The organism is Stappia sp., assembly GCF_048268045.1.
Classification (GTDB): domain Bacteria; phylum Pseudomonadota; class Alphaproteobacteria; order Rhizobiales; family Stappiaceae; genus Stappia.
Map to the genome: position 1 here is coordinate 26,751 of NZ_JBLWWG010000019.1, position 23,380 is coordinate 50,130.

Here is a 23,380-nt window from a genome sequence, read left to right on the forward strand (position 1 = left end):
TGTACTCCGCTATCCACGCCGGAATGCAGGATTGCCTCATCGAGGCACGGTCCTGAACGGCAGTTGGGACAGGATAATGGCAGGTTCAGCGATTTCCACGAGGATCCCGACGCCGCCCCTCACGGCGAGGCAAGAGGCCAGTCATGACTGATCGTGGTGCTTCCCGAATGGAAAGGCTGGCCGGGCTTGCGTTGAGCCTCCCCCTTGTCATCGTTCCCGGTTCCGCGATTGCGATGATGGTGTGGGCCCGCTGGGCGTTCTACCAGCGCCACCCCGATTACGTCCAGCATAGCGCACCGACAATAAGCCGGGCAATCTCGGACCCCTTCATCGGCGCGCCCTTCGCGGCGACAATCCTGGCCGTGAGCATCGTTATCGGCCTGGCCCTGATCGCGCTGGCCAACGGCTTTCGCCTGGCGATCGCCCATGTCCATGCCGAGGATGCCGACCTGCGCCGCCGCAACAACACCTTCGTCAACATCATGCTTGCCTGCCAGGTTGTCGGCAGCAGCGGCATGGTGATGTGTACGCAGTACACGTTTTACAACAACCACGACCTGCACATGATCGGCAGCTACCTGTTCTTCATCGGACAGATCCTGGCAATCGGGATGAACGGTGTGCTGTGCGCGCGGCTGACGCGGGCCGACACCGGCGGTGACTGGCCGCTGCTTGCAGTTTCCAGATCGGCGAGCGCCTTGCGGGTACGCGTGTCCAAGGCGGTTGTCGTCATCGCCCTTGGCTATTTCTTCCTTTTCGCAATCAAGAAATTCGACCTGCCGGTTTCGGAGTACTCGATCTACTACGTCTACACGTTGCAGGAGATCGTCACGATCTCGGCGTTCATTTTCTATCTGATGACCTATTCGCTCGACATGCATTCCATCGCCCGCGACTTCGTGCGTCTTCGGCTGGCGCGGGTTCGCGCAGCCTGAGGTCTTTGGTCTGCGGTCTTGCTGGCCGAGCGACTTCAGGCGCGGGCGAGCGCGGCGCGCGCCAGCTCCGTGCTGCGGGTCTCGATTGCCCCCTCAAGCGCTTCGCGGAACGCGTCCGCCCGAAGTCCCGCAGGGATTGGGGGTAGGAACTCGATGATGATGGTTCCGGGAAAACGCCACAGGCTGCGGCGCGGCCAGAACACGCCGGAGTTCAGCGCGACCGGTATGCAGGGCGTGCGCAGGGCCCGGTAAAGCGCGACGATGCCGGGCTTGTAGGCAGGGGCGGCGAGCGGTGCCGTGCGCGTGCCTTCCGGGAAGATCACCACGGACCGGCCGTCCGCCAGCCGAGCCTTGGCGTCGCGCACCAGTGCCATCAGGGCGGACGCGCCCGCCTTGCGGTCGATGGCGATGTGATGCAGGCGTGCCATCGTCCAGCCGGCGACCGGGATCCAGGTCAGCTCGCGCTTCAGCACGATCGCCGGATCGTCGAGGATGATCTGCAGCGCGATCGTCTCGAAGGCCGACTGGTGCTTGGAGGCGATCAGGCAGGGGCCGGCGGCGGCGAGATGCTCGCGGCCGCGCACCTCGTAGCGCAGGCCGACGACATGCTTCAGCAGCCACAGCCAGAACCGCACCACCCGCGTCGCGATTGCAAGGCAGACCCGGCGCGGCAGAACGAGCAGCACGGCCAGGGGGGCAAAGACCGCCAGCGTCAGCAGTACGAACGTCAGGAAGGTAAGGGAGCGCAGGACGACAGACGCGCCAGCGCGCGTGCTCATGTGCGCGGGCCAACCGTGATGGAAATGGCGGCAACGCCCTCGATGCTGCCCTCGAGCCGATCTCCGGGACGCACGGCTCCGACACCCGCCGGCGTGCCGGTGAAGATCAGATCGCCCGGCTTCAGCGTCACCGAGCGGCTACAGATGGCGATGATGTCGGCAACCGGCCAGATCTGCTCGGCAAGGTCGCCATCCTGGCGGGTCTCGCCGTTGACGGCGAGCGTGATGCGCCCCGAGGTCGGGTGGCCGGTGCGCTGAGCGGGGACCAGGGGCGCGCAGGGTGCGGAGAAGTCGAAGCCCTTGCCCCAGTCCCAGGGGCGGCCCATGTCCTTGGCCTGCTGTTGCAGGTCGCGGCGGGTGAAGTCGATGCCCGCGCCATAGCCCCATATGTGCGCATTGGCGCTTTCAGGCGCGATGTCGCTGCCGCCGGTGCCGATGGCGACGACCAACTCCATCTCGAAATGCAGGTCCTCCGTCAGCGGCGGATAGGGGATCGTGCCGCCGCTGTCGCACACGGCGTCGGCCGGCTTCATGAAGAAGAACGGCGGCTCGCGGTCCGGATCCTTGCCCATTTCGCGGGCGTGGGCGGCATAGTTGCGCCCGACGCAGAAGACGCGGCGAACGGGGAAGCGCTCGTCGCTGTCGGCGATGGCGACGCTGGGCGTTTCGGCGGGAGTGAAGGCATATCGGATCACGCGGGCGGCTCCTTGGCGGGGTTCCGGAACGGCCGCCCAGCCTCTCATCTCGCGAAACGGCGGCAAAACAAAGAGATAGTGCGGAACGTCGGCCCCGTCAAAACGAGATCGACGGTCGCGCCCGTCCGCAGGCTTGCCGATTGCAAAGCACCTGTTGCGGTGCAACAGTATGCGGCATGAGGGGAAAACAATGAACGGTCGCGTTATCTCCGTTTCGCAGCAGAAGGGCGGGTCCGGCAAGACCACGCTCGCGGTGCATCTCGCCGTTGCGCTCGCCCGCAAGGGCGACTACCCGGTGGCGCTTGTCGACGTCGATCCGCAAGGGTCGCTCGGCACCTGGTTCGAGGCGCGCGAGGAGGCGTTCGGCGAGGCCGGCACGGGCCTGAGCTTCCGGACTTCCAGCGGCTGGGGCGCACGGCGCGAGGCGCGCAGCCTGTCGCGCGACCACGGCCTTGTCATCATCGACACGCCGCCCAAGACCGATTCCGACGTGCGCCCGGCCATCGAGGCGGCGGATCTGGTCATCATTCCGGTGCAGCCGACCCAGATCGACCTTTGGGCGACGGCGCAGACGGTGGAAATCGCACGGCGCGAGGGCACGGATGCGCTTCTGGTGCTCAACCGCGTGCCGCCGCGCGCGGCGCTGACGCTCGACGTGGTCTCGGAGATCGAATCGCACGGCTATCCGATTGCCGCCGCGCGGCTCGGCAACCGCACCGGCTTCGCCGCCTCCATGGGAGAGGGGCGCACGGTGCTCGAGACAGATCCGCGCGGCAAGGGTGCGGAGGAAGTCCGTCAGCTGGCGGCCGAAATCGCCGCGGTTCTCGCTGGCATCTGATCCACCCGCCGGGCTGGTCTGCGCGCGCCTCGGGTCAGCGTCGGTGAGGGCTTACGTCGCCTCCATCGTCTGCGCCGCGTCGTGGCGGTCGTGCAGGCAGAGCCGGTGGTCGCCCAGCACCTCGATCACCCGGCAGTCGCAGATCTTGCCTCCTTCGCACTGGGTCACCATCCGTTCCAGCTCCGTCTGCAGTGCCGTGAGGCGCGCGATGCGGGCGCGGACCTCGCCAAGCTGCTCGCGGGCGATGGCGTCGGCGGCGGCGCAGGAGCGCTCCGGGTCGTCCGTCAGGCTGAGGAGGTCGCGGATAGCGTCGGGCGAGAATCCGAGATCGCGGGCGTGGCGGATGAAGTTCAGCCGCTCGCGCGCAGTCGGCCCGTAGAGGCGCTGGTTGCCGCTGCTGCGCTCCGGTTCGGGCAGGAGGCCGATCTGCTCGTAATAGCGGATCGTCGGCACTTTTACGCCGGTTTCCTTGGAAAGCTTGCCGATCGTCAGCATGCGTCGTTTTCCCTCTTGCAGCTCTAGTCACTAGAGGAATTATGTCTTGTCCCGGTTCCGATCAAGACCCTGCCTTGAACAGGGGGGAAGGACTGTGATGACTGCGAGTGAAACGAACCGGACCCGCTACGAATGGTCCGTATCAGGAATGGACTGCGCCTCTTGCGTGGCCAAGGCGCGGGGCGCCGTCGAGCGCCTTTCCGGCGCCAGCGACGTCGAGGTGTCGCTGATCAAGGAGCGGCTGCGCGTATCGCTTGACGAGAGCCGCACCGCTCCGGATGCGGTCGAAAAGGCGATCCGCGCCATCGGCTATCGTGCCAGTGGCCGTGCGCCCGTTGCTGCGGGGGGCATGCCGGGCGCGCCCGAGGATGAGACGGCGCAAGGGTGCGGCTGCCACGCACACGATCATGCGGATCATGGCCACGACCATGCGGGCGATGGCCACGATCACGGTTCCTCCCATGTCCATTCCCATGACGACCCCGCGGAACGCGGCCTTGGCTGGTGGCGAACCGCCAAGGGGCGGCTTGTGATCCTGACCGGAGCGCTGCTCGCCTCTGCCTGGGCGAGCGAGCTGTTCGTCTCCGCGGCGGTCTCCAAATGGGCCTTTGTGATTGCCTGCCTGATCGGGCTCTTCCCGGTCGCGCGCCGCGCTTTCGCGCTGCTGCTGGCACGCATGCCCTTCACCATCGAAATGCTGATGACCATCGCGGCCCTTGGCGCGCTTCTTATCGACGCGGCGCAGGAGGCGGCGCTTGTCGTCTTCCTCTTCGCCGTTGGCGAGGTGCTTGAGGGGGTGGCGACGGACCAGGCGCGCAGCGGTATCCGCGCGCTGGTGAAACTGCTGCCGAAGACCGCGCTTCTTCTGGAGGGCGACCGGCCGCGCGAGGTCGCGGCCGACACGCTCAAGGTCGGCCAGCGCGTTCTGGTGCGTCCGGGAGACCGGGTTCCCGCCGACGGCGAGATCGTCGCGGGCACCTCCGGCGTCGACGAAAGTCCGGTAACGGGTGAGAGCATTCCGCAGACGCGCGGCCCCGGTGACGAGGTCTTCGCCGGGTCGATCAATACCGAGGCGGCGCTCACCGTCGCTGTCGGCAAGCCGGCGAGCGACAACACCATCGCCCGTATCATCCGCATGGTCGAGGAGGCGGAGGAGAGCCGCGCGCCGACGGAGCGGTTCATTGACCGGCTGAGCCGGATCTACATGCCCTTCATCGTCGGCATCGCGGTCCTGGTCGCGCTGGTGCCGCCGCTCGCCTTTGCGGCATCCTGGGATGTGTGGATCTACCGGGCGCTGGCGCTGTTGCTGATCGGCTGCCCTTGCGCGCTCGTTATCTCGGTTCCCGCGTCCATCGCTGCGGGTCTTTCGACCGGTGCCCGGCGCGGCTACCTGATGAAGGGTGGCGCGGTCGTCGAGGCGGCGGCCTCGACGCGGCGCGTCGCCTTCGACAAGACCGGAACGCTGACGCAGGGCCGGCCCGTCGTCACGGACGTCGTGCCGCTTGGCGACCATGACGAGGGGCGGGTTCTGTCGCTCGCCGCGGCGGTCGAAAGCGGCTCGAGCCATCCGCTGGCCAAGGCAATCGTGACGCGCGCCGCAGACGCCGGCATTGCGGTCGCCGGGGGCGGGCAGGCCCGGGCGCTTCCCGGCCGGGGTGTCGCCGCCACTGTCGACGGGCAGGCGGTGCATGTCGCAAGTCCCGCGCATGCGCGCGAGCAGGGGGCCCTGGAGCCCGGTGCGCAAGAGACCGCACAGCGGATGGAAGCCGAGGGCAAGACAGTCGTCGTCGTCTTCGGCGAGGCCGACGGAGCGGTCGGTCTGATCGCGCTTCGGGACGAGCCGCGCGCCGATGCGGCGGAAGCGATGCGCCAGCTCGACAGGCTCGGGATCTCCGCCATCATGCTCACCGGCGACAACGAGCGCACGGCGGCGGCGATCGCCGGCGCGATGGGGCTGGAGCATCGGGCGCGTATGCTGCCGGAGGAAAAGCTCGCCGCGATTCGCGATTTCGCCACCGAAGGACCGATCATGATGGTTGGTGACGGTATCAACGATGCGCCCGCGCTCAAGCAGGCGACGCTCGGGGTCGCGATGGGATCGGGCACGGATGTGGCGTTGGAGACGGCGGACGCGGCGATCCTGCGCGACCGGGTGAGCGACATTCCCGCGCTGATCCGCCTGTCGCGGGCCACCATGTCGAACATCCGACAGAATGTGACCATCGCGCTCGGGCTCAAGGGCGTGTTCCTGGTGACCTCGATCCTCGGCGTCACCGGCCTGTGGATCGCGATCCTTGCCGATACGGGGGCGACGGTGCTTGTCACGCTGAACGCGCTGCGCCTGCTGGCCTACGATCCGGAACGCGAGTGATGCGCACTGGCGGCGCGGTCACCCTTGCGCCGCGCCGCCAGCGACGAGGGCAAGCGCTTCCTCGCCGGAGATCCTGGCGGGAAGGGCGAAGAAGTCCGAGTAGCCGGCGACCGCTTCCGCCAGTATCCGGTCGTAGCGCGCCTTGGGCACCTCCGTGGTGCCGAAGCGGGCCAGGTGCTCGGTAACGAACTGGGTGTCCAACAGCGAGTAGCTGCCTGCCGTCAGGCGCGCGGCCAGATGCACGAGCGCCACCTTCGAGGCATCCCGTTCGCGCGCGAACATGCTCTCGCCGAAGAAGGCGCCGCCGAGTGAAACGCCGTAGAGACCGCCGACCAGCGCGCCGTCGCGCCATGCCTCCACCGTGTGGCAAAAGCCCATCTCGAACAGAGCGCCGTAGAGGCGGCGGATCTCGGAGTTGATCCAGGTCTTGGGCCGGTCGCCTGCCGGCTCCGCGCAGCCGTCGATGACGGCGCCGAAATCCGTGTCGACGCGGATCTCGAAGACGTCCTGACGCACGGTGCGTCTCAACCTGCGCGGCACATGAAAGCCGTCGAGCGGCAGGATGCCGCGCAACTCCGGTTCGATCCAGAAGAGGTTGGGGTCTTCGGCGGTCTCCGCCATGGGGAAGATGCCGCAGGCGTAGGCCTTGAGCAGCACCTGGGGCGTGATCCGCAGGGAATCGGACTTCTTTCCGGCCATTTGGTTTCCGGCCTCGAGGCTCGCCGGTGCGGTCAGGGCGCCCGCGCGGGCGCCCTGCCGGTCTCAGTCGGCTGTGTCGCTGGAGAGATACTTCTCGAGCCAGTGAATGTCGTACATCCCGTTGGCGATGTCCTGGTTGTCGACCAGGTCGCGGAACAGCGGGATGGTCGAATCGATGCCGTCGACGACGAATTCGTCGAGGCAGCGGCGCAGGCGCATCATGCACTCGACCCGGTTGCGGCCGTGGACGATGAGCTTGCCGATCAGGCTGTCGTAGTGCGGCGGGATCCGGTAGCCCTGATAGACGCCCGAATCGACACGTACGCCCAGCCCGCCCGGCGGGTGGTAATAGGTGATCTGGCCGGGGGACGGCGCGAAGGTGCGCGGGTTCTCGGCGTTGATCCGGCATTCGATGGCATGGCCCTCGAAGGTGATGTCCTCCTGGCGCAGCATAAGCTCGGCGCCGGAGGCAATGCGGATCTGCTCGTTCACCAGATCGATGCCGGTGATCATCTCCGTCACCGGATGTTCCACCTGCAGGCGGGTGTTCATCTCGATGAAGTAGAAGTTGCCGTCCTCGTAGAGGAACTCGACCGTGCCGACGCCGCGGTACTTGAGCTTGCGCATGGCGTTGGCGACGATCTCGCCGATTTCCTTGCGCTGCTCGGCGTTGAGGGCCGGCGAAGGGGCTTCCTCGAGCACTTTCTGGTGTCGGCGCTGCAGGGAGCAGTCGCGTTCGCCCAGATGCACCGCGTTGCCGCGTCCGTCGCCCAGCACCTGCACCTCGATGTGGCGCGGCTTGCCGAGGTATTTCTCCATGTAGAGCGCGTCATCGCCGAAGGCGGCCTTGGCCTCGGCGCGCGCGGTGGAGAGCGCGGTGTCCAGATCCTTGTCGGTGAGCGCCACCTTCATGCCGCGACCGCCGCCGCCGGCCGCCGCCTTGACGAGCACCGGATAGCCGATCTCGCGGGCGATGGCATGGGCGTCATCGCTCGGCGTGACCGCGCCGTCGGAGCCGGGAACGACGGGAATGCCGAGGTCCCTGGCCGTCTGCTTGGCGGCGATCTTGTCGCCCATGATGCGGATGTGCTCCGCCGAGGGGCCGATGAAGACGATGTTGTGCGCTTCGAGAATCTCGGCGAAGCGGGCGTTTTCCGACAGGAAGCCGTAGCCGGGATGCACGGCATCGGCGCCGGTGATCTCGCAGGCGGCAAGAAGCTGCGGAATGTTGAGATAGCTGTCACGCGCGGCCGGGGGGCCGATGCAGACACTCTCGTCGGCGAGCCGCACATGCATGGCGTTGGCGTCGGCGGTGGAGTGCACGGCAACCGTGTGGATGCCGAGCTCCTTGCAGGCGCGCATCACCCTGAGGGCGATCTCTCCGCGATTGGCGATCAGGATCTTTGAAAACATGGCTCGCGGTCCCGTCACTCGATGATGACGAGCGGCTCGCCATATTCGACCGGCTGGCCGTCCTCGACGAGAATGGCCGCGATGCGGCCGGCGCGCGGAGCCGGGATCTGGTTCATGGTCTTCATCGCCTCGACGATCAGCAGCGTGTCGCCGGCAGCGACCGTATCGCCGACCTCGACGAAATTGCGTGCACCGGGTTCAGGCGCGCAATAGGCGGTGCCGACCATGGGAGAGGGGACCGCGCCGGGATGGCCGGCGGGATCGGTGCTCGCCGAGGGGGCGGCGGTCGCAGCCGGAGCCGCTGCGGCGGGAGCCGCCCGGGTGACGCCGACCGGAGCCTCGATCGTCACCTGACGGGCGACGCGGATGCGGAAGTCATCCCGCTCGAGCTCGATCTCGCTCAGGTTCGTCTCGTCCAGAAGCTGGGCGAGCTCGCGAATAAGGTCCTGGTCAAACTTGCTTTTCTTTTCCGACATTGCCTTGTCTTGTCTTGTCTTTTCGGGATGGCCGGGAATTCAGGGCCGGATCACGGTGGAAAGGGCTTCGAGTGCGAGCCGGTAGCCGGTGATGCCGAAACCACAGATGACGCCAAGTGCGACTGGCGACACGTAGGAATGGTGCCGGAAGGCTTCGCGCGCGAAAACGTTGGAAAGATGCACCTCGACGGTCGGGATCTCGGCGGTGCGGATCGCGTCATGCAGCGCCACGGACGTATGCGTGTAGGCCGCCGGGTTGATGACGAGTCCCTGCGCCAGATCTCCCGCTTCCTGAATCCAGTCGACCAGCAGCCCTTCGTGATTGGACTGCCGGAACTCGATCTCCAGATCGAGATCCTCGCCGATTTCCCGGCAGAGCTGCTCGATATCGGCGAGCGTCGACCGACCGTAGGTGGACGGTTCACGCGTGCCGAGCCGGTTCAGGTTCGGGCCATTGAGAACGTAAATCGAGGCGGACATTCATTCCCCGCAAAGGGCGACGCGACGTTGTCGCGTTGCTGTCATGCCCTCTTATAGGCACTCGCGCCGGGGAGGGAAAGGCCTGTCGTTCGCACGAGCGACCGTTCCCGCCGGCTGTTTCCTCAAGACGATCAGCAGGTCGTCTCGCCACAATCGCGCATGGCGCTGATCTTGCCGGACAGCTCGTCGTAGCCGACCGCGCCCATCACCACGTCGTTGCCAACCACATAGGAGGGCGTGCCGGTGAGGCCGAGATGGTTGGCCAGCATGTAAACCTCCTCGATCGAGGCCTTCACTTCCGGATCGTTCATCGCCGCCTCGACTTTGGCCGTGTCGAGACCTGCGGCCTTGGCCGCGGCAAGCGAGGCGGCGCGGTTGGCTTGCCCGCGCGTTGCCATCAGCTTGCGGTGGAATGCGAGATACTTCTCCGGCTCGACCATGTTGACGGCGACGGCCACCTGCGCTGCCTCGACCGAACCCTGGCCAAGAACCGGGAACTCCTTGAGCACGATGCGCAGGTTCTTGTCTTCCTTGAGCAGCCGTTCCATGTCGCCCATGGCACGCTTGCAATAGCCGCAGTTGTAGTCGAAGAACTCGACCAGCGTGACGTCGCCGTCCGGATTGCCGATCACCACCTGGCGGGTCGAGTTGAGCAGGACGTCGGAGACAGAGGACAGCGCCTTGGAGCGGGCCTCGTCGGCCTTGGCCATATCGCGGCGCTCAAGTTCCTCGAGTGCTTCGCGGATCACTTCCGGGTTCTTCAAAAGGTAGTCGCGGACGATGGTTTCGACCTCTGCCTTGCCAAGGGCTGCGTCCTGGGCGCGGGCCGGTCCGGCGACCGGTGCAAGGACAAGGGCGAGCGCAAGTCCCGCGCCGGCGAGAAGGCCCGTGCGTCGAAGGGCGCTGGGGCCGAAGGTTGCGAAAAGACGTGTCATTCTGGTCTCCAGCGGGCGATTCTGCCCGAAACGATGGTTCGAGGCCCGGCGGCCCGCCTGTCGGCGGTGCCGGGCCTCGGCGTGGGATTGGGGGCCATTGGAAAGTCTGGCCTGCCCGGATGCTTGCGTCCAATCACGACCTGGTCAGGAGCGGCCGGGAAGTTTGGGCGGCGAATAGGTGACGATGTCGTCCGCCTGAAGCCAGGCGGGCGTTCCGCGCTTGAGCGTCTTCTTGGCCCGCGTCGCGTAGCGCTTGGCGGCGCGGAAGTCGCCCCGCGCCATCAGGCCGCGCGCGGTGGCCAGGTCGGCCTCCGCCGTGCGGCCGAGCCGTCCGAGCGCGATGGCGAGTTGCGAGTAGCCGATATAGGAGTCCGGGTCCATCTGCAGGCCGGTCTTCAACACGCGCTCGGCCTCCGGCAGCATGCTGGTGTCGTTGGCCGCGACCAGGGCGAAGCCCAGCCAGACGTAGAACTGGCCCTCGCGCGGGCGCAGCGACATGGCCTTGCGGAACGGGGCGATGGCGGGCTTCGGGCTGCCGGATTCCAGCAGCGCCTGGCCCTTGAGCTCATAGAAATAGGGGTTTTCGGGCTGGCGGCGGATCAGCTCGTCGATGGCGGCGACCGCCTCGCGGCGGCTCTTGGTGCGCATGGTCACCACAGCACGCGCGTATTGCGCCGGCAACGAGGTGTCGGAGCGCGGGTACATGCGCGCCGTCTCGTTGGGGTGGCGCGTGTAGGCGATCAGCTTGGCGCGCACCATGTCGTGTCGGGCCTGAAGCGCCGGACTGTCGGGCGTGTTCCAGTAGGGGCTCTGCTTGGCGATGGTCTCGAGCGCGGTCAGCCGCTCGCGCGGCATCGGGTGGCTCTGGGCGTAGGGATCGGTGTACTGGGCCGAGAACAGGGACTGGTCGGCGAAGCGGCTGAAGGTCTTCAGCATTCCCTTCGCGGAAATATGCGCCTTGTTGAGATAGGTGACGGCGGCCCGGTCGGCGACGGATTCCTCGCTGCGGCGGTAGGCAAGCAGCGAGCGATGGGCAATGCCCGCGCCTGCGGTGAGCGCGCCGGCGCCGCCCTGGGCGACACCGCTGGAGCCGCTGCCGGCTCCCGCCGCGATCGCGCCGACGCCAAGCAGCATGCCGATGGCCGCCATGATCTGGGCGTTGGCGAGCGCGTCGCGCAGGCGGGCGAGGTGGTTGCCCTTGATGTGGCCGGTCTCGTGGGCCAGCACGCCGATCACCTCATTCGGCGTTTCGGCATCGGTGATCACGCCGACGTTGATGAAGATGCGGCGGGCATCGGCGACGAAGGCATTGAAATCGCGCCGGTTCACCAGGATGACCTGAACCTGCTCGCGGGCGATGCCGGCGGCGTCGAAGATCGGATGGGTGTAGTCGCGCATCAACGCCTCGGTCTCCGCGTCGCGCACGAGCGGCAGGCCGCCCTGCGCCGCGACCGGCGTGATGCTTGTGGTAAAGCCGAGAAAACCCGCCGTGACGAGAGCGAGTGAGCGCGCCAGAAGCCCGGGGCGACGCGGAGCCCGCGTGGCGGCGCCGGCTTCAAGCGGGGATCGGATCATGGTGTCTTCTCTCCTGGTCGCGGGGCTTCTCTGCCTGTCGTTGGCCGATGCAGCGCTCGCGCGCAAGCCTCTCGACAGCGAGGCGTGGGGAGGGTAGGGAGCCCGACGAAAGCGGTCAACCGCCTCATTTGCCTCATCGAACGCATGGTAACCCGCCGAAAATTGGGCATGAGACGGGGTTGAACGCGCTTTGCCACCCGCAACGGGCGGTAAATGTTGCGAAATCGTGAAAGGATTGTTCCCATGCCGATGCCGTCCGCAAGATCCGATGTCGAGCCGTTCCGCGCCATGGACGTGCTTGCACGGGCGAACGAGCTGGAAGCCGCCGGCCGGTCGATTCTTCACATGGAAGTCGGCCAGCCGGGTGCCCCGGTGCCGCGCGAGGCCTCGGAAGCGGCGGCGGCCGCGCTCGCCACCGGGCGTCTCGGCTACACCGAGGCGCGGGGGCTGCCGGTGCTGCGCGGGGCGATTCGCACGCACTATCGCGCGACCTATGGCGTCGACGTCGCAGATGCCCGCATCGTCGCCACCACAGGCTCGTCGGCGGGCTTCAATCTTGCTTTTCTGGCGGCGTTCGACCCGGGCGACCGGGTGGCGATCGCCGCGCCGGGCTATCCCGCCTATCGCAACATCCTGCGCGCGCTCGGCCTTGTGCCGGTCGAGATCGAGACTGGTGCGGATACGCGCTACGCGCTGACGCCGGAGCTGCTGGAAGCGGCGCATCGCGAGGCGCCGCTCAAGGGCGTGCTCGTCGCCTCGCCGGCCAATCCGACCGGAACGATGATGACGCCAGAGGCGCTGAAGGCGCTGGTGGATGCCTGCGAGACGATGGACATCTGGTTCATCTCCGACGAGATCTACCATGGGCTGGTCTTCGCCGGGCAGCAGGAGACGGCGCTGGCCTTTACCGAAAAGGCCATCATCATCAACAGCTTCTCGAAGTACTACTGCATGACTGGCTGGCGCATCGGCTGGATGATCCTGCCCGAGGCGCTGGTGCGCCCGGTCGAACGGATCGCCCAGAGCCTCTACATCTCGCCACCCGAACTGTCGCAGCGAGCGGCGGCGGCCGTTTTCGGCGCGACGCAGGAGCTGGAGCGGGTCAAGGCGGGCTACGCGCGGAACCGGGAGCTGCTGCTGCAGCGCATGCCGGCGCTTGGCTTCACCGAGATCCTGCCGATGGATGGCGCCTTCTACCTTTATGCGAGCGTCAGGCCGTTTTCCAACGACAGCGCGGAATTCGCCCGGCGGATGCTGGAAGAGGCCGGTATCGCGGCGACACCCGGCGCCGACTTCGACCCGGTCAACGGTCACGCCTACATGCGCTTCTCCTTCGCCGGCGACGCGTCGGTGATCGAGGCTGCGACCGAACGTCTCGCGGACTGGTTGCCACGGGCTGGGTAACTTGGAAGCCTCATGAAATCAGCAAGATAGGGTTTTCGCGGCGGCTGCGTCGGTCGGCGGTTGTCGCAGGACCGTCGCGCCGCGACAGACCGATACACTTCGTGGCTTGTCAATTTTCATGGTGCGGCGCAGCAGTGTTTCATTGTGTTCGCAATCATGGAGATTTCATCGTGAAGACGTTTCTGAGGACCCATGGGACGACCTGCACCATCGTCCTTTTCGCCGTGTCGGCCGTGTCCGGAGCGGCCTTGTTCTTCCACATCGGAAGTGCTGCGTTCCATGGCATGCACGAGTGGCTGTCCATGCTGCTGGTGCTGCCGGTGGCACTGCATCTGTGGCGGAACTGGAACGGCTTTCGCACCTATCTGAAACGGCGGACGCTGATCGTGCCGGCGGTGCTGGGGATCGCTGCGTCGCTTGTTTTCGCCTGGCCGGCGATGACGGCGACGGGAACCGGAGGCAATCCGATGCGCGCCGCGCTGTCCGCCATCGAAGGGGGCACCATCGCCGAGGTCGCCCCCCTGTTCGACCTGAGCCCTGCGGCGCTCGCGGAACGCCTGATGTCCAAAGGCTACAGGCTCGGCGACGAGCTCGATCCGGCGGCTGCGACGCTTGGCGAGATCGCCCGTGCTTCGGGCAAAACGGGGGGACCGGCGCTCGTTGCCGACGTGGCCTTCGGCGACGGGGATTGAACAGGCGATCCGGCGGGGACAGGGGCGGGCGCACGAACCACCTGCGCCTTGGAATGGGCTTGTCGAAAGGCGCAAAAAGGGGGCGGATCCTGCGATCCGCCCCCTTAATTTTCGAAATATTGTCTCGCCGAAGGCGAAACGTGCGTGTCTTCAGAAGAAGCTGCGGCGCTGCCACCAGCCGGACCGCTTCGGCCCCGAGGGGTCCTCCTCGGTCTGGTTGGTCTCGCCGGTCTCGGTGACGGTCTCGCGCACCACCACCGGCTCGCTCGGAGCCTCCGGCGCTGCGGGATCCTTGTCAGCCACGTCTTCCCCGGTCGCGGTCTCGTCCTGAGGCTCGCCGTCGGCAGCGGCCTCTTCATCCGCGGCAACCGGCGTTTCAACTTCGGGCTCAACGGCCGTCTCGGGGGCGGCAACCGTCTCCTCGGCGGCGGCAGCCGGCGCGGTTTCGACGGGAGCGTCCTCGGTCGTCTCGGCGGCAGGGGCCTCGATCTCGACCGTCTCGGCGACAGGCTCGCTTACCGCCGCCTCTGCCTCAGGAGCCTTGTCGGCGGTGTCGCCGGCCGGTGTCTGGCTGTCGGTCTCGGCCTGGCTCTCGGCGGGCCCGGCGTCGGAAGCGGATGCCTTGCCGGCGTCGCTCTCGGTCGCCGACGTGTCCCCGGTTCCCGTGCCGTCCTGCTCGTTTGCCTCGGCGCTGGTCTGGCCGTTGGCCTCCTCGCCCTGACCATCGCGGCGGCCGCGACGGCCACCGCGGCGACCCCGGCGGCGCTTGCGGCGGGCGGCGCGATCATCGTCGCTCTCGTCGGCGCTGGCGGCCTCGCCATCGGCGTCGTCGCCATCGTCATCGGAGGGCTCGTCGTCGTTGTCGTCGGCAGCATTGTCGGCGTCACGCGGCGCACCGTCCTCGCCATTGCCGGGCTTGCGGCGACGGCGGCGGCGGCGGCGCTTGCGGTTCTGCCCGTCGTCCTCGCCGGTGCTTTCCTCGACAATCGGATCCGGCGTCTCTTCCTCTTCCTCCTCCTCGTCCTCCTCGATCATGATCGGGGTGACGGTGGAAGGCTGGACGCTGCGCGGCGTATCGTCGACGGGGCGCGGTTCGGCAAGCTCGCCGCGCTCCAGAACGTAGTAGTGACCGCTTTCCATCTCGCCTGCGGCGACGGTGATCTCGAGACCGAAGCGGGCTTCGAGGTCGGTGATGTGCGGGCGCTTCTGGTTGAGGATGTAGAGCGCCGCCTCGGCCGTCGTGCGAACGGTGAGGTGATGCGTCGCGCCCTTGAGAAGCTGATCCTCGAGCGAGCGCAGGACGTGCAGCGCGACCGACTCGACGGAGCGGATCATGCCCGTGCCGTGGCAATGCGGGCAGGGGGTCATGGAGCTTTCGAGAACGCCGGTGCGGATGCGCTGGCGCGACATCTCCATCAGGCCGAAATGCGAGATCCGGCCAACCTGGATGCGCGCCCGGTCGTTCTTCAGGCAATCCTTGAGCTTGCGCTCCACCGCCCGGTTGTTCTTGTTCTCCTCCATGTCGATGAAATCGATCACGATCAGGCCGGCGAGATCGCGCAGGCGGAGCTGGCGGGCAACCTCCTCGGCCGCCTCCAGGTTCGTCTGGACGGCCGTGTCCTCGATGTTGTGCTCGCGGGTCGACTTGCCGGAGTTGACGTCGATGGCGACAAGCGCCTCGGTCTGGTTGATGACGATGTAGCCGCCGGACTTCAGCGTCACCTGCGGCGAGAACATCGCGTCGAGCTGCGATTCCACCATGAAGCGGGAGAAGATCGGCGTGGCGTCCTTGTAGGGCTGGACGTTCTTGGCATGGCTCGGCATGAGCATGCGCATGAAGTCCTTGGCCTCGCGGTAGCCTTCATCGCCGGCGACAAGGACCTGATCGATGTCCTTGTTGTAGAGGTCGCGGATCGAGCGCTTGATCAGCGAGCCTTCCTCATAGACGAGATAGGGCGCGGAGGACTGCAGCGTCAGGTCGCGTACATTCTCCCAAAGCCGCATCAGATACTCGAAATCGCGCTTGATCTCGGCCTTGGTGCGGCTGGCGCCGGCGGTGCGCAGGATGACGCCCATGCCTTGCGGCACCTCGAGCTCCGAGGCGATCTTCTTCAGGCGCTTGCGGTCGGTCGGCGTGGTGATCTTGCGGGAGATGCCGCCGCCGCGCGCGGTGTTTGGCATCAGCACCGAGTAGCGGCCGGCCAGCGACAGATAGGTGGTCAGCGCCGCGCCCTTGTTGCCGCGCTCCTCCTTGACGACCTGGACGAGCAGCACCTGACGGCGCTTGATCACTTCCTGGATCTTGTACTGCCTGCGGGTGCGGCGGGCGCGCTGCGGCACCTCCTCCATCGCATCCTCGGCGCCAACGGACTCAACGTCCTGTTCGTCGCCGGCCTCCGCGTCGCTGTCGCCTTCCTCGGAAGAGGCGCTCTTCGTCTCGCCTTCGTCGTCGTTGCGGGCGGCCTTACCGCGCTTGCGCGTGGGGCGCTCGTCGTCGCTGTCGTTGGTGCGGGCGTCGGCTTCCTCCTCCTCGAGGAGGGCCTGACGATCAGCCATCGGGATCTGGTAGTAGTCCGGGTGAATCTCGCTGAAGGCGAGGAAGCCGTGGCGGTTGCCGCCGTAATCGACGAAGGCGGCCTGGAGAGAGGGTTCGACCCGTGTCACCTTCGCCAGATAAATGTTGCCGCGCAGCTGCTTGCGATTTGCAGCCTCGAAATCAAATTCCTCGACGCGGTTGCCACGCACGACGACAACCCGGGTTTCTTCCGGGTGCGCGGCATCGATGAGCATCTTGTTTGCCATTGACGGGGATCTCCACGACCGTCGCTGCGGGGCGGCATAAGGCACGCGCCCGACGTTGCGAGAGTTCGGTCGTTCTGTTCTTGAGTGTGAAGAGGGGTAGGACGGCGCGCCGCGCGGCGATCCGAGAGGAAGCGGCCCCGCCGAAACCGGCAGTTCCTTGTCCGTCCCGGAACGTCTTCGCGCAAAAATTCATTGCAGCGCCCAATTGACCATGTACGTACGGCTCTGGCGATATTGGCCAGGCCCGGATTGCTTCGCGGGCAGTTCGGTCTTGCGGGCATCTCGCCCGATTGACCCGACCTGCAAACGGCTCCCGTCCGGTTCGTCCGTGACGTTCGGCAGCTCGCCGACGCTCCGTCGACCGGCATCCCTCGGGTTCACGGGTGTTCCTCTGGGTCTCGCGCATTGCGCGAGACGGGATCGGCACCGCGAACTTCCCTTGCGGGACGTGTCGACGCCGGATCTCCAAGGTGCCCGGTTGCGCGAAGGGCGCGAGCCGCCCCGGGTGGGAGACCGGTGCCAAATCATCGTTCGCGGTTGACGCAAGGACAGTTGGCAAGACCGGACGCCGTATCGGGGCGCTGGAGACAGCCTGCCTGAATCATGTTCAGGAGCAGGAGCCGTTCAAACTCTTTTACGGTCGGGCGCGGAATATGGCAAGCATGCTGCGTGAAACGAAAGGCGTTTTGCCTTGAGCAGGCGCAATTCCGCGGCAATCGGCGTATTGTCAATGAAAGGTTAACTTGCCTATGACTAGGCTCGGGCGCGTCGCTCCGCACTGCCGGGGCGAGTCGGCGGGATCATGCGCGCAATCATGACACATGCAATCAGAGCACACACACACGGTCAGGGAACGGCAACGGTGAAGAGGGCTTTCGGTCTGTCGCGGCTGGTCGCGGCGGTGCTGGTGGCGGCGACAGCCGTCGCGGGCGTCTGCGGCGCGGCGCGGGCGGAGCCCGAGGGGCCGGTCGTGGCGCGCGAGGCCCGCGTCGCCGGCGACGCGACGCGCACCCGCTTCGTCATGGACCTTTCCCGTCCCGTCGAATTCGCCGTCTCGACGCTTTCCGATCCCTACCGCATCGTCATCGACCTGCCGGAGGTGCGCTTCGACCTCGAAGACGCGGCCGGGCGGGAGGGGCGCGGGCTCATCCATGCCTGGCGCTTCGGCCAGTTCGCGGCCGGAAAGTCGCGTATCGTGCTCGACGCCACGGGACCGGTCGCCGTCGACAAGGCCTTCGTGCTGCCGCCGGTCTCCGGGCAGGCGACCCGCTTCGTGCTCGATCTGGTCGGCTCGGACCGCACGGCGTTCCTGAAGTCGGTGGAAGAGACAAAACCGGCCGAGCCGGTGGCGCGCAAGGGCGACCGCATCGCCCGCGTCGGCGACGGGCACAAGCCGGTGATCGTGCTCGATGCCGGGCATGGCGGCATCGATACCGGCGCGATCGGTGCCGGCGGCACGCTGGAAAAGGCGGTGGTGCTCGATTTCACCCGCCGGCTGCGCGACAAGCTCCTGGCGACGGGGCGCTACGAGGTGCGCCTGACGCGCGACGACGACGTTTTCATTCCTCTGCGCGAGCGGGTGAAGATCGCCCGCAGCGTGGAAGCCGATCTTCTTGTCTCGATCCACGCGGATTCGGTGCGCGTCGGCCGCGACCAGGTGCGCGGCGCCGGCGTCTACACGCTGTCCAACACGGCCAGCGACGAGATCGCGGCCGCGCTCGCCGAGCGTGAGAACCGCTCCGACGTGATCGCCGGCATCGATCTTGCCGACGAGCCCAACGACGTCACCGATATCCTGATCGATCTGGCGCGCCAGGAAACGCGCAAGTTCTCCTTCATGTTCGCGGAAAACCTGGTCGGCGAGCTTCGCGGCGCGGCGCAGGTCGTGAAGAACCCGCACCGGTCGGCGGGCTTTCGCGTGCTGACCGCCCATGATGTGCCCTCGACGCTGATCGAGCTCGGCTATCTGTCCAACAAGCTGGACGAGAAGCTGATGTCGACGGACGAATGGCGCGACCGCATGTCGGAGGCGATCTTCGCCGCGATCGAGCGCTATTTCGCCAAGCGCTTCGGCGATCAGGCGATGGTGATGACGCAGAGCGAGGCGGCGGACGGCGAGAAGGATGCAAAGACCGTCGACCGCTAGGGGCATCGCCTCAGCATCGCCATATTGGTCTAGGAATGAAGACGCTTACGCGGGCGACGAGTTCCGGCGACGCAGCGAAGCGAATCCTGTAGACAGACGCCGGAGACATGCGCAGGACATCGAAACGCGAGAACATCGCGCAACGTTGCAACAGAACATGGCCGCAGCAGATGGCTCAGGGCGGACGCGCACCGGACGAAGCGGTTTTGACCGCGACCGATGGCGTCACCCGGGCCGGGGTGTCCGGCCGGACGAGGTGTGTCCTCGTGCGGCGGACGACAGTTTCGGAATGAATGAGCCGACTACATGAAGGTCTTGATCAAACTCTTCGGCTACCTGTTCGGCATCGGGACGGTGCTCGGGCTCATTGTCGCCGCCGGCGCGTGGATCTATCTGCAGGAAGAGGCAAGCGACCTGCCGGATTACACCACGCTGAAGAACTACGAGCCGCCGGTGATGACCCGCGTGCACGCCGGCGACGGCCAGCTCATGGCCGAATATGCCAAGGAGCGGCGCCTGTTCCTGCCGATCCAGGCCGTGCCGGATCTGGTCAAGGAAGCCTACATTTCCGCCGAGGACAAGAACTTCTATACCCATTTCGGCATCGATCCGGAGGGCATTGCCCGCGCTCTGGTCTCCTATGCGCGCAACTACGGCTCCGGCCGGCGTCCGCAGGGCGCCTCGACGATCACCCAGCAGGTGGCCAAGAACTTCCTGCTCACCAACGAGGTGTCGTTCGAGCGCAAGATCAAGGAAGCGCTGCTGGCGCTGCGGATCGAGCAGACCTACACCAAGGACGAGATCCTCGAGCTGTATCTCAACGAGATCTATCTCGGCATGGGCGCCTATGGCGTCGCCGCCGCCTCGCTCGTCTATTTCGACAAGTCGGTGCATGAGCTGACCATCGCGGAGGCAGCCTATCTCGCCGCCCTGCCGAAGGGTCCCAACAATTACCATCCGTTCCGCGAGCACGACGCGGCCGTCGAGCGCCGCAACTGGGTGATCGACCGCATGGTGCAGAACGGCTACATCACCTCGGCCCAGGGCGAGGAGGCGAAGACTGCCGATCTGGACGTGACGCCGCGCACCCGTGGCTCGCATCTGTTTGCCTCCGAGTATTTCGCCGAGGGCGTGCGCCGCGAACTCATGGCCATGTACGGCGAAAAGGGGCTCTACGAGGGCGGCCTGTCGGTGCGTTCGACGCTCGATCCGGTGATGCAGCGCAAGGCGCGCAAGGCGCTTATGGACGGTCTCATCTCCTTTGACGAGCGCCGTGGCGGCGGCTGGCGCGGTCCGCTCAAGACCATCGAGCTCTCTGGCGACTGGGGTGTCGAGCTCGCGGCGATCGAGGGGCTTGGCGATCTTCCCGAATGGAAGGTGGCCGTGGTGCTGTCGACCAATGGCGATACCGCCGAGGTCGGTCTTCAGCCCGGCCGGCTGATCAGCGGCGCGCTGTCGACCGATCGCAAGACCGTCGATATCAAGCTTTCGGACATGAGCTGGGCGCGCGTTGGCGGCCGGGCTCCGAAGAACACCGGCGACGTGCTCAATCCGGGCGACGTTGTCTATGTCGAAGAGCACGAGGGAACGTCGGGCCCGACCTATGAGCTGCGCCAGTTCCCCAAGGTCTCCGGCGCGCTGGTGGCGATGGATCCCTTCACCGGGCGCGTGCTTGCCATGGTCGGCGGCTTCTCCTTCGCGCAGAGCGAGTTCAACCGGGCCACGCAGGCCTATCGCCAGCCGGGCTCGGCGTTCAAGCCGTTCATCTACGCGGCCGCGCTCGACAATGGCTACACGCCCTCGAGCGTTGTCATGGACGCGCCGCTGGAGATCAGCCAGGGGCCCGGCCTGCCGATTTGGCGGCCGCAGAACTATGGCGGCAAGTTCTACGGCCCTTCGACGCTGCGTCTGGGCATCGAGCTTTCGCGTAACGTGATGACCGTGCGTCTGGCCCAGGACATGGGCATGCCGCTGGTGGCCGAATACGCCAAGCGCTTCGGCATCTACGATGACATGAAGCCGGTTCTGGCCATGGCGCTTGGCGCCGGCGAGACCACCGTCATGCGCCTTGTCTCCGCCTATGCGATGATCGCCAACGGCGGGCGCAAGGTGACGCCGACGCTTATCGATCGCATCCAGGACCGCTACGGCAAGACCGTCTACCGCCACGAGACCCGCATCTGCGAGACCTGCGCGGTGGAAACCTGGGAGCACCAGGGCGAGCCGGATCTGATCGACAACCGCGAGCAGGTGCTCGATCCGATGACCGCCTATCAGATCACCTCGATGATGGAAGGCGTCGTGCTGCGCGGTACCGCCACCAAGGTGCGCGAGGTCGGCCGTCCGATCGCCGGCAAGACCGGCACCACCAACGACGAGAAGGACGCCTGGTTCGTCGGCTTCACGCCGGACCTGACCGTTGGCGTCTTCGTCGGCTACGACACGCCGAAGCCGATGGGCCGCGGCGCGACGGGCGGCCAGGTGGCGGCGCCGATCTTCACCGCGTTCATGAAGGACGCGCTGTCCGACACGCCGCCGGTCGAGTTCCGCGTGCCGAAGGGGCTCCAGCTCATCCCGATCAACCGCAAGACGGGCCTTCGTGCCGCGGCCGGCGCGCCGGGCACGATTCTCGAGGCGTTCAAGCCGGGCACCGCACCGCCGGACGAGTATTCGATCATCGGCTTCCAGGACGAGATCGGCATCCCGCGCACGGTCTCGCCCGAGGCGGGGCAGGCGGTTATGACGGGCACCGGCGGTCTCTACTGACCGCGACACATCCAAAAGACGGGGCGGTCCGCGAGGGCCGCCCCTTTTCGTTTCCGGCCCGGGAACTGGCTGTTTGCGAAGGCGTCCGGCTTCCATTATGGTCCGCCCGCGACAGGGCTTGCGCTACATGCGCGATGCCCGTCCGGCGGCCGTCCCGCACGGCCGGACCCATCCCTTCACCTGAAGCCGCGACCGGCGGCTTTCATCGAACGAGGAACTGCCATGCGCGCCGAAACCGAGGCGGTGGTCGACGAAATCAAGCAGGCCATAAGCCTGCTGAGGAGGCATCTTTGACTGGGATACAGCCGTATCCCGTCTGGATGAACTGAACGCCGCGTCCGAGGTCCCGGGTTTCTGGGACGATCCGACGAAGGCGCAGAAGCTGATGCGCGAGCGCCAGCAGCTCGAGGACGGCATCTCCGGCGTCCACAAGCTGGAGGCCGACCTTGCCGACAATCTCGAGCTGATCGAGCTTGGCGAGATGGAGGGCGACAAGGACGTCGTCTCCGAGGCGGAGGCCGCGCTGAAGGCGTTGAAGGCCGACGTCGAGAGGCGCCAGATCGCATCGCTCCTGTCCGGCGAGGCCGACCCCTACGACGCCTATCTCGAGATCAACGCCGGCGCCGGCGGGACCGAGAGCCAGGACTTCGCCAACATGCTGATGCGCATGTACACCCGCTGGGCAGAGCAGCACGGCCACAAGGTCGAGGTGCTCGAGATCCACGACGGCGAGGAGGCGGGCATCAAGTCGGTGACGCTGAAGATCAAGGGCGAGAACGCCTATGGCTGGCTGAAGACGGAATCGGGGGTGCACCGGCTGGTGCGCATCTCGCCGTTCGACAGCCAGGCGCGCCGGCACACGAGCTTTGCCTCGGCCTGGGTCTATCCGGTCATCGACGATTCGATCGAGATCGAGGTCAACGAGAGCGACTGCCGCATCGACACCTACCGGGCGTCGGGCGCCGGCGGCCAGCACGTCAACACGACCGACTCGGCGGTGCGCATCACCCACCAGCCGACCGGCATCGTGGTGCAGTGCCAGTCCGAGCGCTCGCAGCACAAGAACCGGGCCACCGCCTGGTCGATGCTGAAGGCGCGGCTCTATGAGCTGGAGCTGCAGAAGCGCGAGGAGAAGGCCAACGCCGAGGCCTCGTCGAAGACGTCGATCGGCTGGGGTCACCAGATCCGGTCCTACGTCCTGCAGCCCTACCAGCTCGTCAAGGACCTGCGCACGGGCGTGGAAAGCACCAGTCCGGGCGACGTGCTCAACGGCGATCTCGACGCCTTCATGGAGGCCGCGCTCGCGCAGCGCGCCTTCGGCGGCGAGGCCGGCACGATCGAGGACGTGGAATAGGCCGACAGCGCCTATCGACGAAACGCGAAAGGGCGGCCCCGAGCCGCCCTTTTTTTTGCTTGCGCCGGGCGGTGCCGGACCGGATGTCGCCCCGACCTGCTTGGCGCTATCGCTGTCACCCCGGGCTTGACCCGGGGCCTATTGGATGGCGGTACGGTTGAGGCGGCTGGTCGGTCCGGGGCGTTCCGCAGGATGCGGAGCCTATACTGCGGGCGCTGCGGGACCCAATAGGCCCCGGGTCAAGCCCGGGGTGACGGTGGTGCGGGGGGCGCGGTCGGCGATGCGATGGCCGGCGATGCGGGAGCAGAGATGAGGACGGCGGCCGGCGATGGGGCGGGTGGGGGTGCGGGCGGTGACGGGGGGGCGGGCGGGCAGGGGGCAGTGGGAGGGGGGAGGGGTGCGGGGGGCTGCCGGGCCCGGGCGGTCCCGCGGGTGGCGGAGCCTATACTGCGGGCGCGGCGGGCCCCAATAGGCCCCGGGTCAAGCCCGGGGTGAGGGTGGTGCGGGGGGCGCGGTCGGCGATGC

General features: G+C 66.9%; 18 protein-coding genes. 8 read left to right on the forward strand and 10 right to left on the reverse strand.

What is annotated here, in order from left to right; all coding sequences use genetic code 11:
• Window positions 1-143: 143 nt before the first annotated feature.
• Window positions 144-935, forward strand: coding sequence for a hypothetical protein (locus ACN0WF_RS19510; protein ID WP_417774443.1), 792 nt, complete (start codon window positions 144-146; stop codon window positions 933-935).
• A 35-nt stretch (window positions 936-970) separates the two neighbouring features.
• Here ACN0WF_RS19510 and ACN0WF_RS19515 read toward each other — a convergent pair whose 3' ends face one another.
• Both ACN0WF_RS19515 and ACN0WF_RS19520 read right to left on the reverse strand, forming a co-directional pair.
• Window positions 971-1,714, reverse strand: a complete 744-nt coding sequence (locus tag ACN0WF_RS19515; RefSeq protein ID WP_417774444.1) for a lysophospholipid acyltransferase family protein — start codon at window positions 1,712-1,714, stop codon at window positions 971-973.
• Window positions 1,711-2,409 carry a fumarylacetoacetate hydrolase family protein gene (locus ACN0WF_RS19520; RefSeq protein ID WP_417774445.1) on the reverse strand — a complete coding sequence of 233 codons (699 nt, stop codon included), beginning with the start codon at window positions 2,407-2,409 and terminating at the stop codon, window positions 1,711-1,713. Before ACN0WF_RS19520 ends, ACN0WF_RS19515 begins: the two co-directional genes overlap by 4 nt.
• A gap of 190 nt (window positions 2,410-2,599) precedes the next feature.
• Between ACN0WF_RS19520 and parA the strand changes: the two genes are divergently transcribed.
• On the forward strand, window positions 2,600-3,247 hold the full coding sequence (gene parA / locus ACN0WF_RS19525) for a ParA family partition ATPase (RefSeq protein WP_417774446.1): 648 nt from the start codon (window positions 2,600-2,602) through the stop codon (window positions 3,245-3,247).
• 51 nt (window positions 3,248-3,298) lie between these two features.
• Here the strand turns inward: parA and ACN0WF_RS19530 are convergent, their stop codons facing one another.
• On the reverse strand, window positions 3,299-3,742 hold the full coding sequence (locus ACN0WF_RS19530) for a MerR family transcriptional regulator (RefSeq protein ID WP_417774447.1): 444 nt from the start codon (window positions 3,740-3,742) through the stop codon (window positions 3,299-3,301).
• 97 nt (window positions 3,743-3,839) lie between these two features.
• On the opposite strand from ACN0WF_RS19530, the gene ACN0WF_RS19535 reads away from it, so the two are divergent.
• A complete protein-coding gene (locus ACN0WF_RS19535; RefSeq protein ID WP_417774448.1) occupies window positions 3,840-6,113 on the forward strand; it encodes a heavy metal translocating P-type ATPase in 2,274 nt (757 codons plus the stop codon).
• A gap of 18 nt (window positions 6,114-6,131) precedes the next feature.
• Here ACN0WF_RS19535 and aat read toward each other — a convergent pair whose 3' ends face one another.
• From aat to ACN0WF_RS19565, 6 genes are all read right to left on the reverse strand, one after another.
• Window positions 6,132-6,812: a leucyl/phenylalanyl-tRNA--protein transferase gene (aat, locus tag ACN0WF_RS19540; protein ID WP_417774449.1), complete on the reverse strand. Its 681-nt coding sequence runs from the start codon at window positions 6,810-6,812 to the stop codon at window positions 6,132-6,134.
• A 63-nt stretch (window positions 6,813-6,875) separates the two neighbouring features.
• Window positions 6,876-8,225 carry an acetyl-CoA carboxylase biotin carboxylase subunit gene (gene accC, locus ACN0WF_RS19545; RefSeq protein ID WP_417774450.1) on the reverse strand — a complete coding sequence of 450 codons (1,350 nt, stop codon included), beginning with the start codon at window positions 8,223-8,225 and terminating at the stop codon, window positions 6,876-6,878.
• Window positions 8,226-8,239: 14 nt separating this feature from the next.
• A complete protein-coding gene (accB, locus tag ACN0WF_RS19550; RefSeq protein ID WP_417774451.1) occupies window positions 8,240-8,701 on the reverse strand; it encodes an acetyl-CoA carboxylase biotin carboxyl carrier protein in 462 nt (153 codons plus the stop codon).
• Window positions 8,702-8,740: 39 nt separating this feature from the next.
• On the reverse strand, window positions 8,741-9,181 hold the full coding sequence (gene aroQ / locus ACN0WF_RS19555) for a type II 3-dehydroquinate dehydratase (protein WP_417774452.1): 441 nt from the start codon (window positions 9,179-9,181) through the stop codon (window positions 8,741-8,743).
• Between the two features lie 131 nt (window positions 9,182-9,312).
• A complete protein-coding gene (locus ACN0WF_RS19560; protein WP_417774453.1) occupies window positions 9,313-10,116 on the reverse strand; it encodes a DsbA family protein in 804 nt (267 codons plus the stop codon).
• A 144-nt stretch (window positions 10,117-10,260) separates the two neighbouring features.
• Window positions 10,261-11,691, reverse strand: a complete 1,431-nt coding sequence (locus tag ACN0WF_RS19565) for a M48 family metalloprotease (RefSeq protein WP_417774454.1) — start codon at window positions 11,689-11,691, stop codon at window positions 10,261-10,263.
• A gap of 249 nt (window positions 11,692-11,940) precedes the next feature.
• Here ACN0WF_RS19565 and ACN0WF_RS19570 point away from each other — a divergent pair, with 249 nt between their 5' ends.
• Window positions 11,941-13,095, forward strand: a complete 1,155-nt coding sequence (locus ACN0WF_RS19570; protein WP_417774459.1) for an aminotransferase class I/II-fold pyridoxal phosphate-dependent enzyme — start codon at window positions 11,941-11,943, stop codon at window positions 13,093-13,095.
• Between the two features lie 170 nt (window positions 13,096-13,265).
• Window positions 13,266-13,787: a DUF4405 domain-containing protein gene (locus ACN0WF_RS19575; protein WP_417774455.1), complete on the forward strand. Its 522-nt coding sequence runs from the start codon at window positions 13,266-13,268 to the stop codon at window positions 13,785-13,787.
• Between the two features lie 150 nt (window positions 13,788-13,937).
• Here the strand turns inward: ACN0WF_RS19575 and ACN0WF_RS19580 are convergent, their stop codons facing one another.
• A complete protein-coding gene (locus ACN0WF_RS19580; RefSeq protein WP_417774456.1) occupies window positions 13,938-16,589 on the reverse strand; it encodes a ribonuclease E/G in 2,652 nt (883 codons plus the stop codon).
• Window positions 16,590-17,451: 862 nt separating this feature from the next.
• Here ACN0WF_RS19580 and ACN0WF_RS19585 point away from each other — a divergent pair.
• The 3 genes from ACN0WF_RS19585 to prfB all read left to right on the forward strand — a co-directional run bounded on the left by ACN0WF_RS19585 (window position 17,452) and on the right by prfB (window position 22,855).
• A complete protein-coding gene (locus ACN0WF_RS19585) occupies window positions 17,452-18,735 on the forward strand; it encodes an N-acetylmuramoyl-L-alanine amidase (protein WP_417774457.1) in 1,284 nt (427 codons plus the stop codon).
• A gap of 315 nt (window positions 18,736-19,050) precedes the next feature.
• Entirely contained in the window at window positions 19,051-21,501 is a 2,451-nt protein-coding gene (locus ACN0WF_RS19590; protein ID WP_417774460.1) for a penicillin-binding protein 1A, read from the forward strand.
• Window positions 21,502-21,723: 222 nt separating this feature from the next.
• Window positions 21,724-22,855 (forward strand): peptide chain release factor 2 gene (gene prfB, locus ACN0WF_RS19595; protein WP_417774458.1). Its coding sequence is split into 2 segments (ribosomal slippage): window positions 21,724-21,792 and window positions 21,794-22,855, totalling 1,131 coding nucleotides; the frame shifts between segments, so codons are not numbered across the junction.
• Window positions 22,856-23,380 lie beyond the last annotated feature (525 nt).

What these genes read in the sequence shown, in the direction of transcription:
- ACN0WF_RS19510 (WP_417774443.1), top strand. Translation starts at nt 144, where the DNA reads ATGACTGATCGTGGTGCTTCCCGAATGGAAAGGCTGGCCGGGCTTGCG.
- ACN0WF_RS19515 (WP_417774444.1), bottom strand. Translation starts at nt 1,714, where the DNA reads ATGAGCACGCGCGCTGGCGCGTCTGTCGTCCTGCGCTCCCTTACCTTC.
- parA (WP_417774446.1), top strand. Translation starts at nt 2,600, where the DNA reads ATGAACGGTCGCGTTATCTCCGTTTCGCAGCAGAAGGGCGGGTCCGGC.
- ACN0WF_RS19530 (WP_417774447.1), bottom strand. Translation starts at nt 3,742, where the DNA reads ATGCTGACGATCGGCAAGCTTTCCAAGGAAACCGGCGTAAAAGTGCCG.
- ACN0WF_RS19535 (WP_417774448.1), top strand. Translation starts at nt 3,840, where the DNA reads ATGACTGCGAGTGAAACGAACCGGACCCGCTACGAATGGTCCGTATCA.
- aat (WP_417774449.1), bottom strand. Translation starts at nt 6,812, where the DNA reads ATGGCCGGAAAGAAGTCCGATTCCCTGCGGATCACGCCCCAGGTGCTG.
- accC (WP_417774450.1), bottom strand. Translation starts at nt 8,225, where the DNA reads ATGTTTTCAAAGATCCTGATCGCCAATCGCGGAGAGATCGCCCTCAGG.
- accB (WP_417774451.1), bottom strand. Translation starts at nt 8,701, where the DNA reads ATGTCGGAAAAGAAAAGCAAGTTTGACCAGGACCTTATTCGCGAGCTC.
- aroQ (WP_417774452.1), bottom strand. Translation starts at nt 9,181, where the DNA reads ATGTCCGCCTCGATTTACGTTCTCAATGGCCCGAACCTGAACCGGCTC.
- ACN0WF_RS19560 (WP_417774453.1), bottom strand. Translation starts at nt 10,116, where the DNA reads ATGACACGTCTTTTCGCAACCTTCGGCCCCAGCGCCCTTCGACGCACG.
- ACN0WF_RS19565 (WP_417774454.1), bottom strand. Translation starts at nt 11,691, where the DNA reads ATGATCCGATCCCCGCTTGAAGCCGGCGCCGCCACGCGGGCTCCGCGT.
- ACN0WF_RS19570 (WP_417774459.1), top strand. Translation starts at nt 11,941, where the DNA reads ATGCCGTCCGCAAGATCCGATGTCGAGCCGTTCCGCGCCATGGACGTG.
- ACN0WF_RS19580 (WP_417774456.1), bottom strand. Translation starts at nt 16,589, where the DNA reads ATGGCAAACAAGATGCTCATCGATGCCGCGCACCCGGAAGAAACCCGG.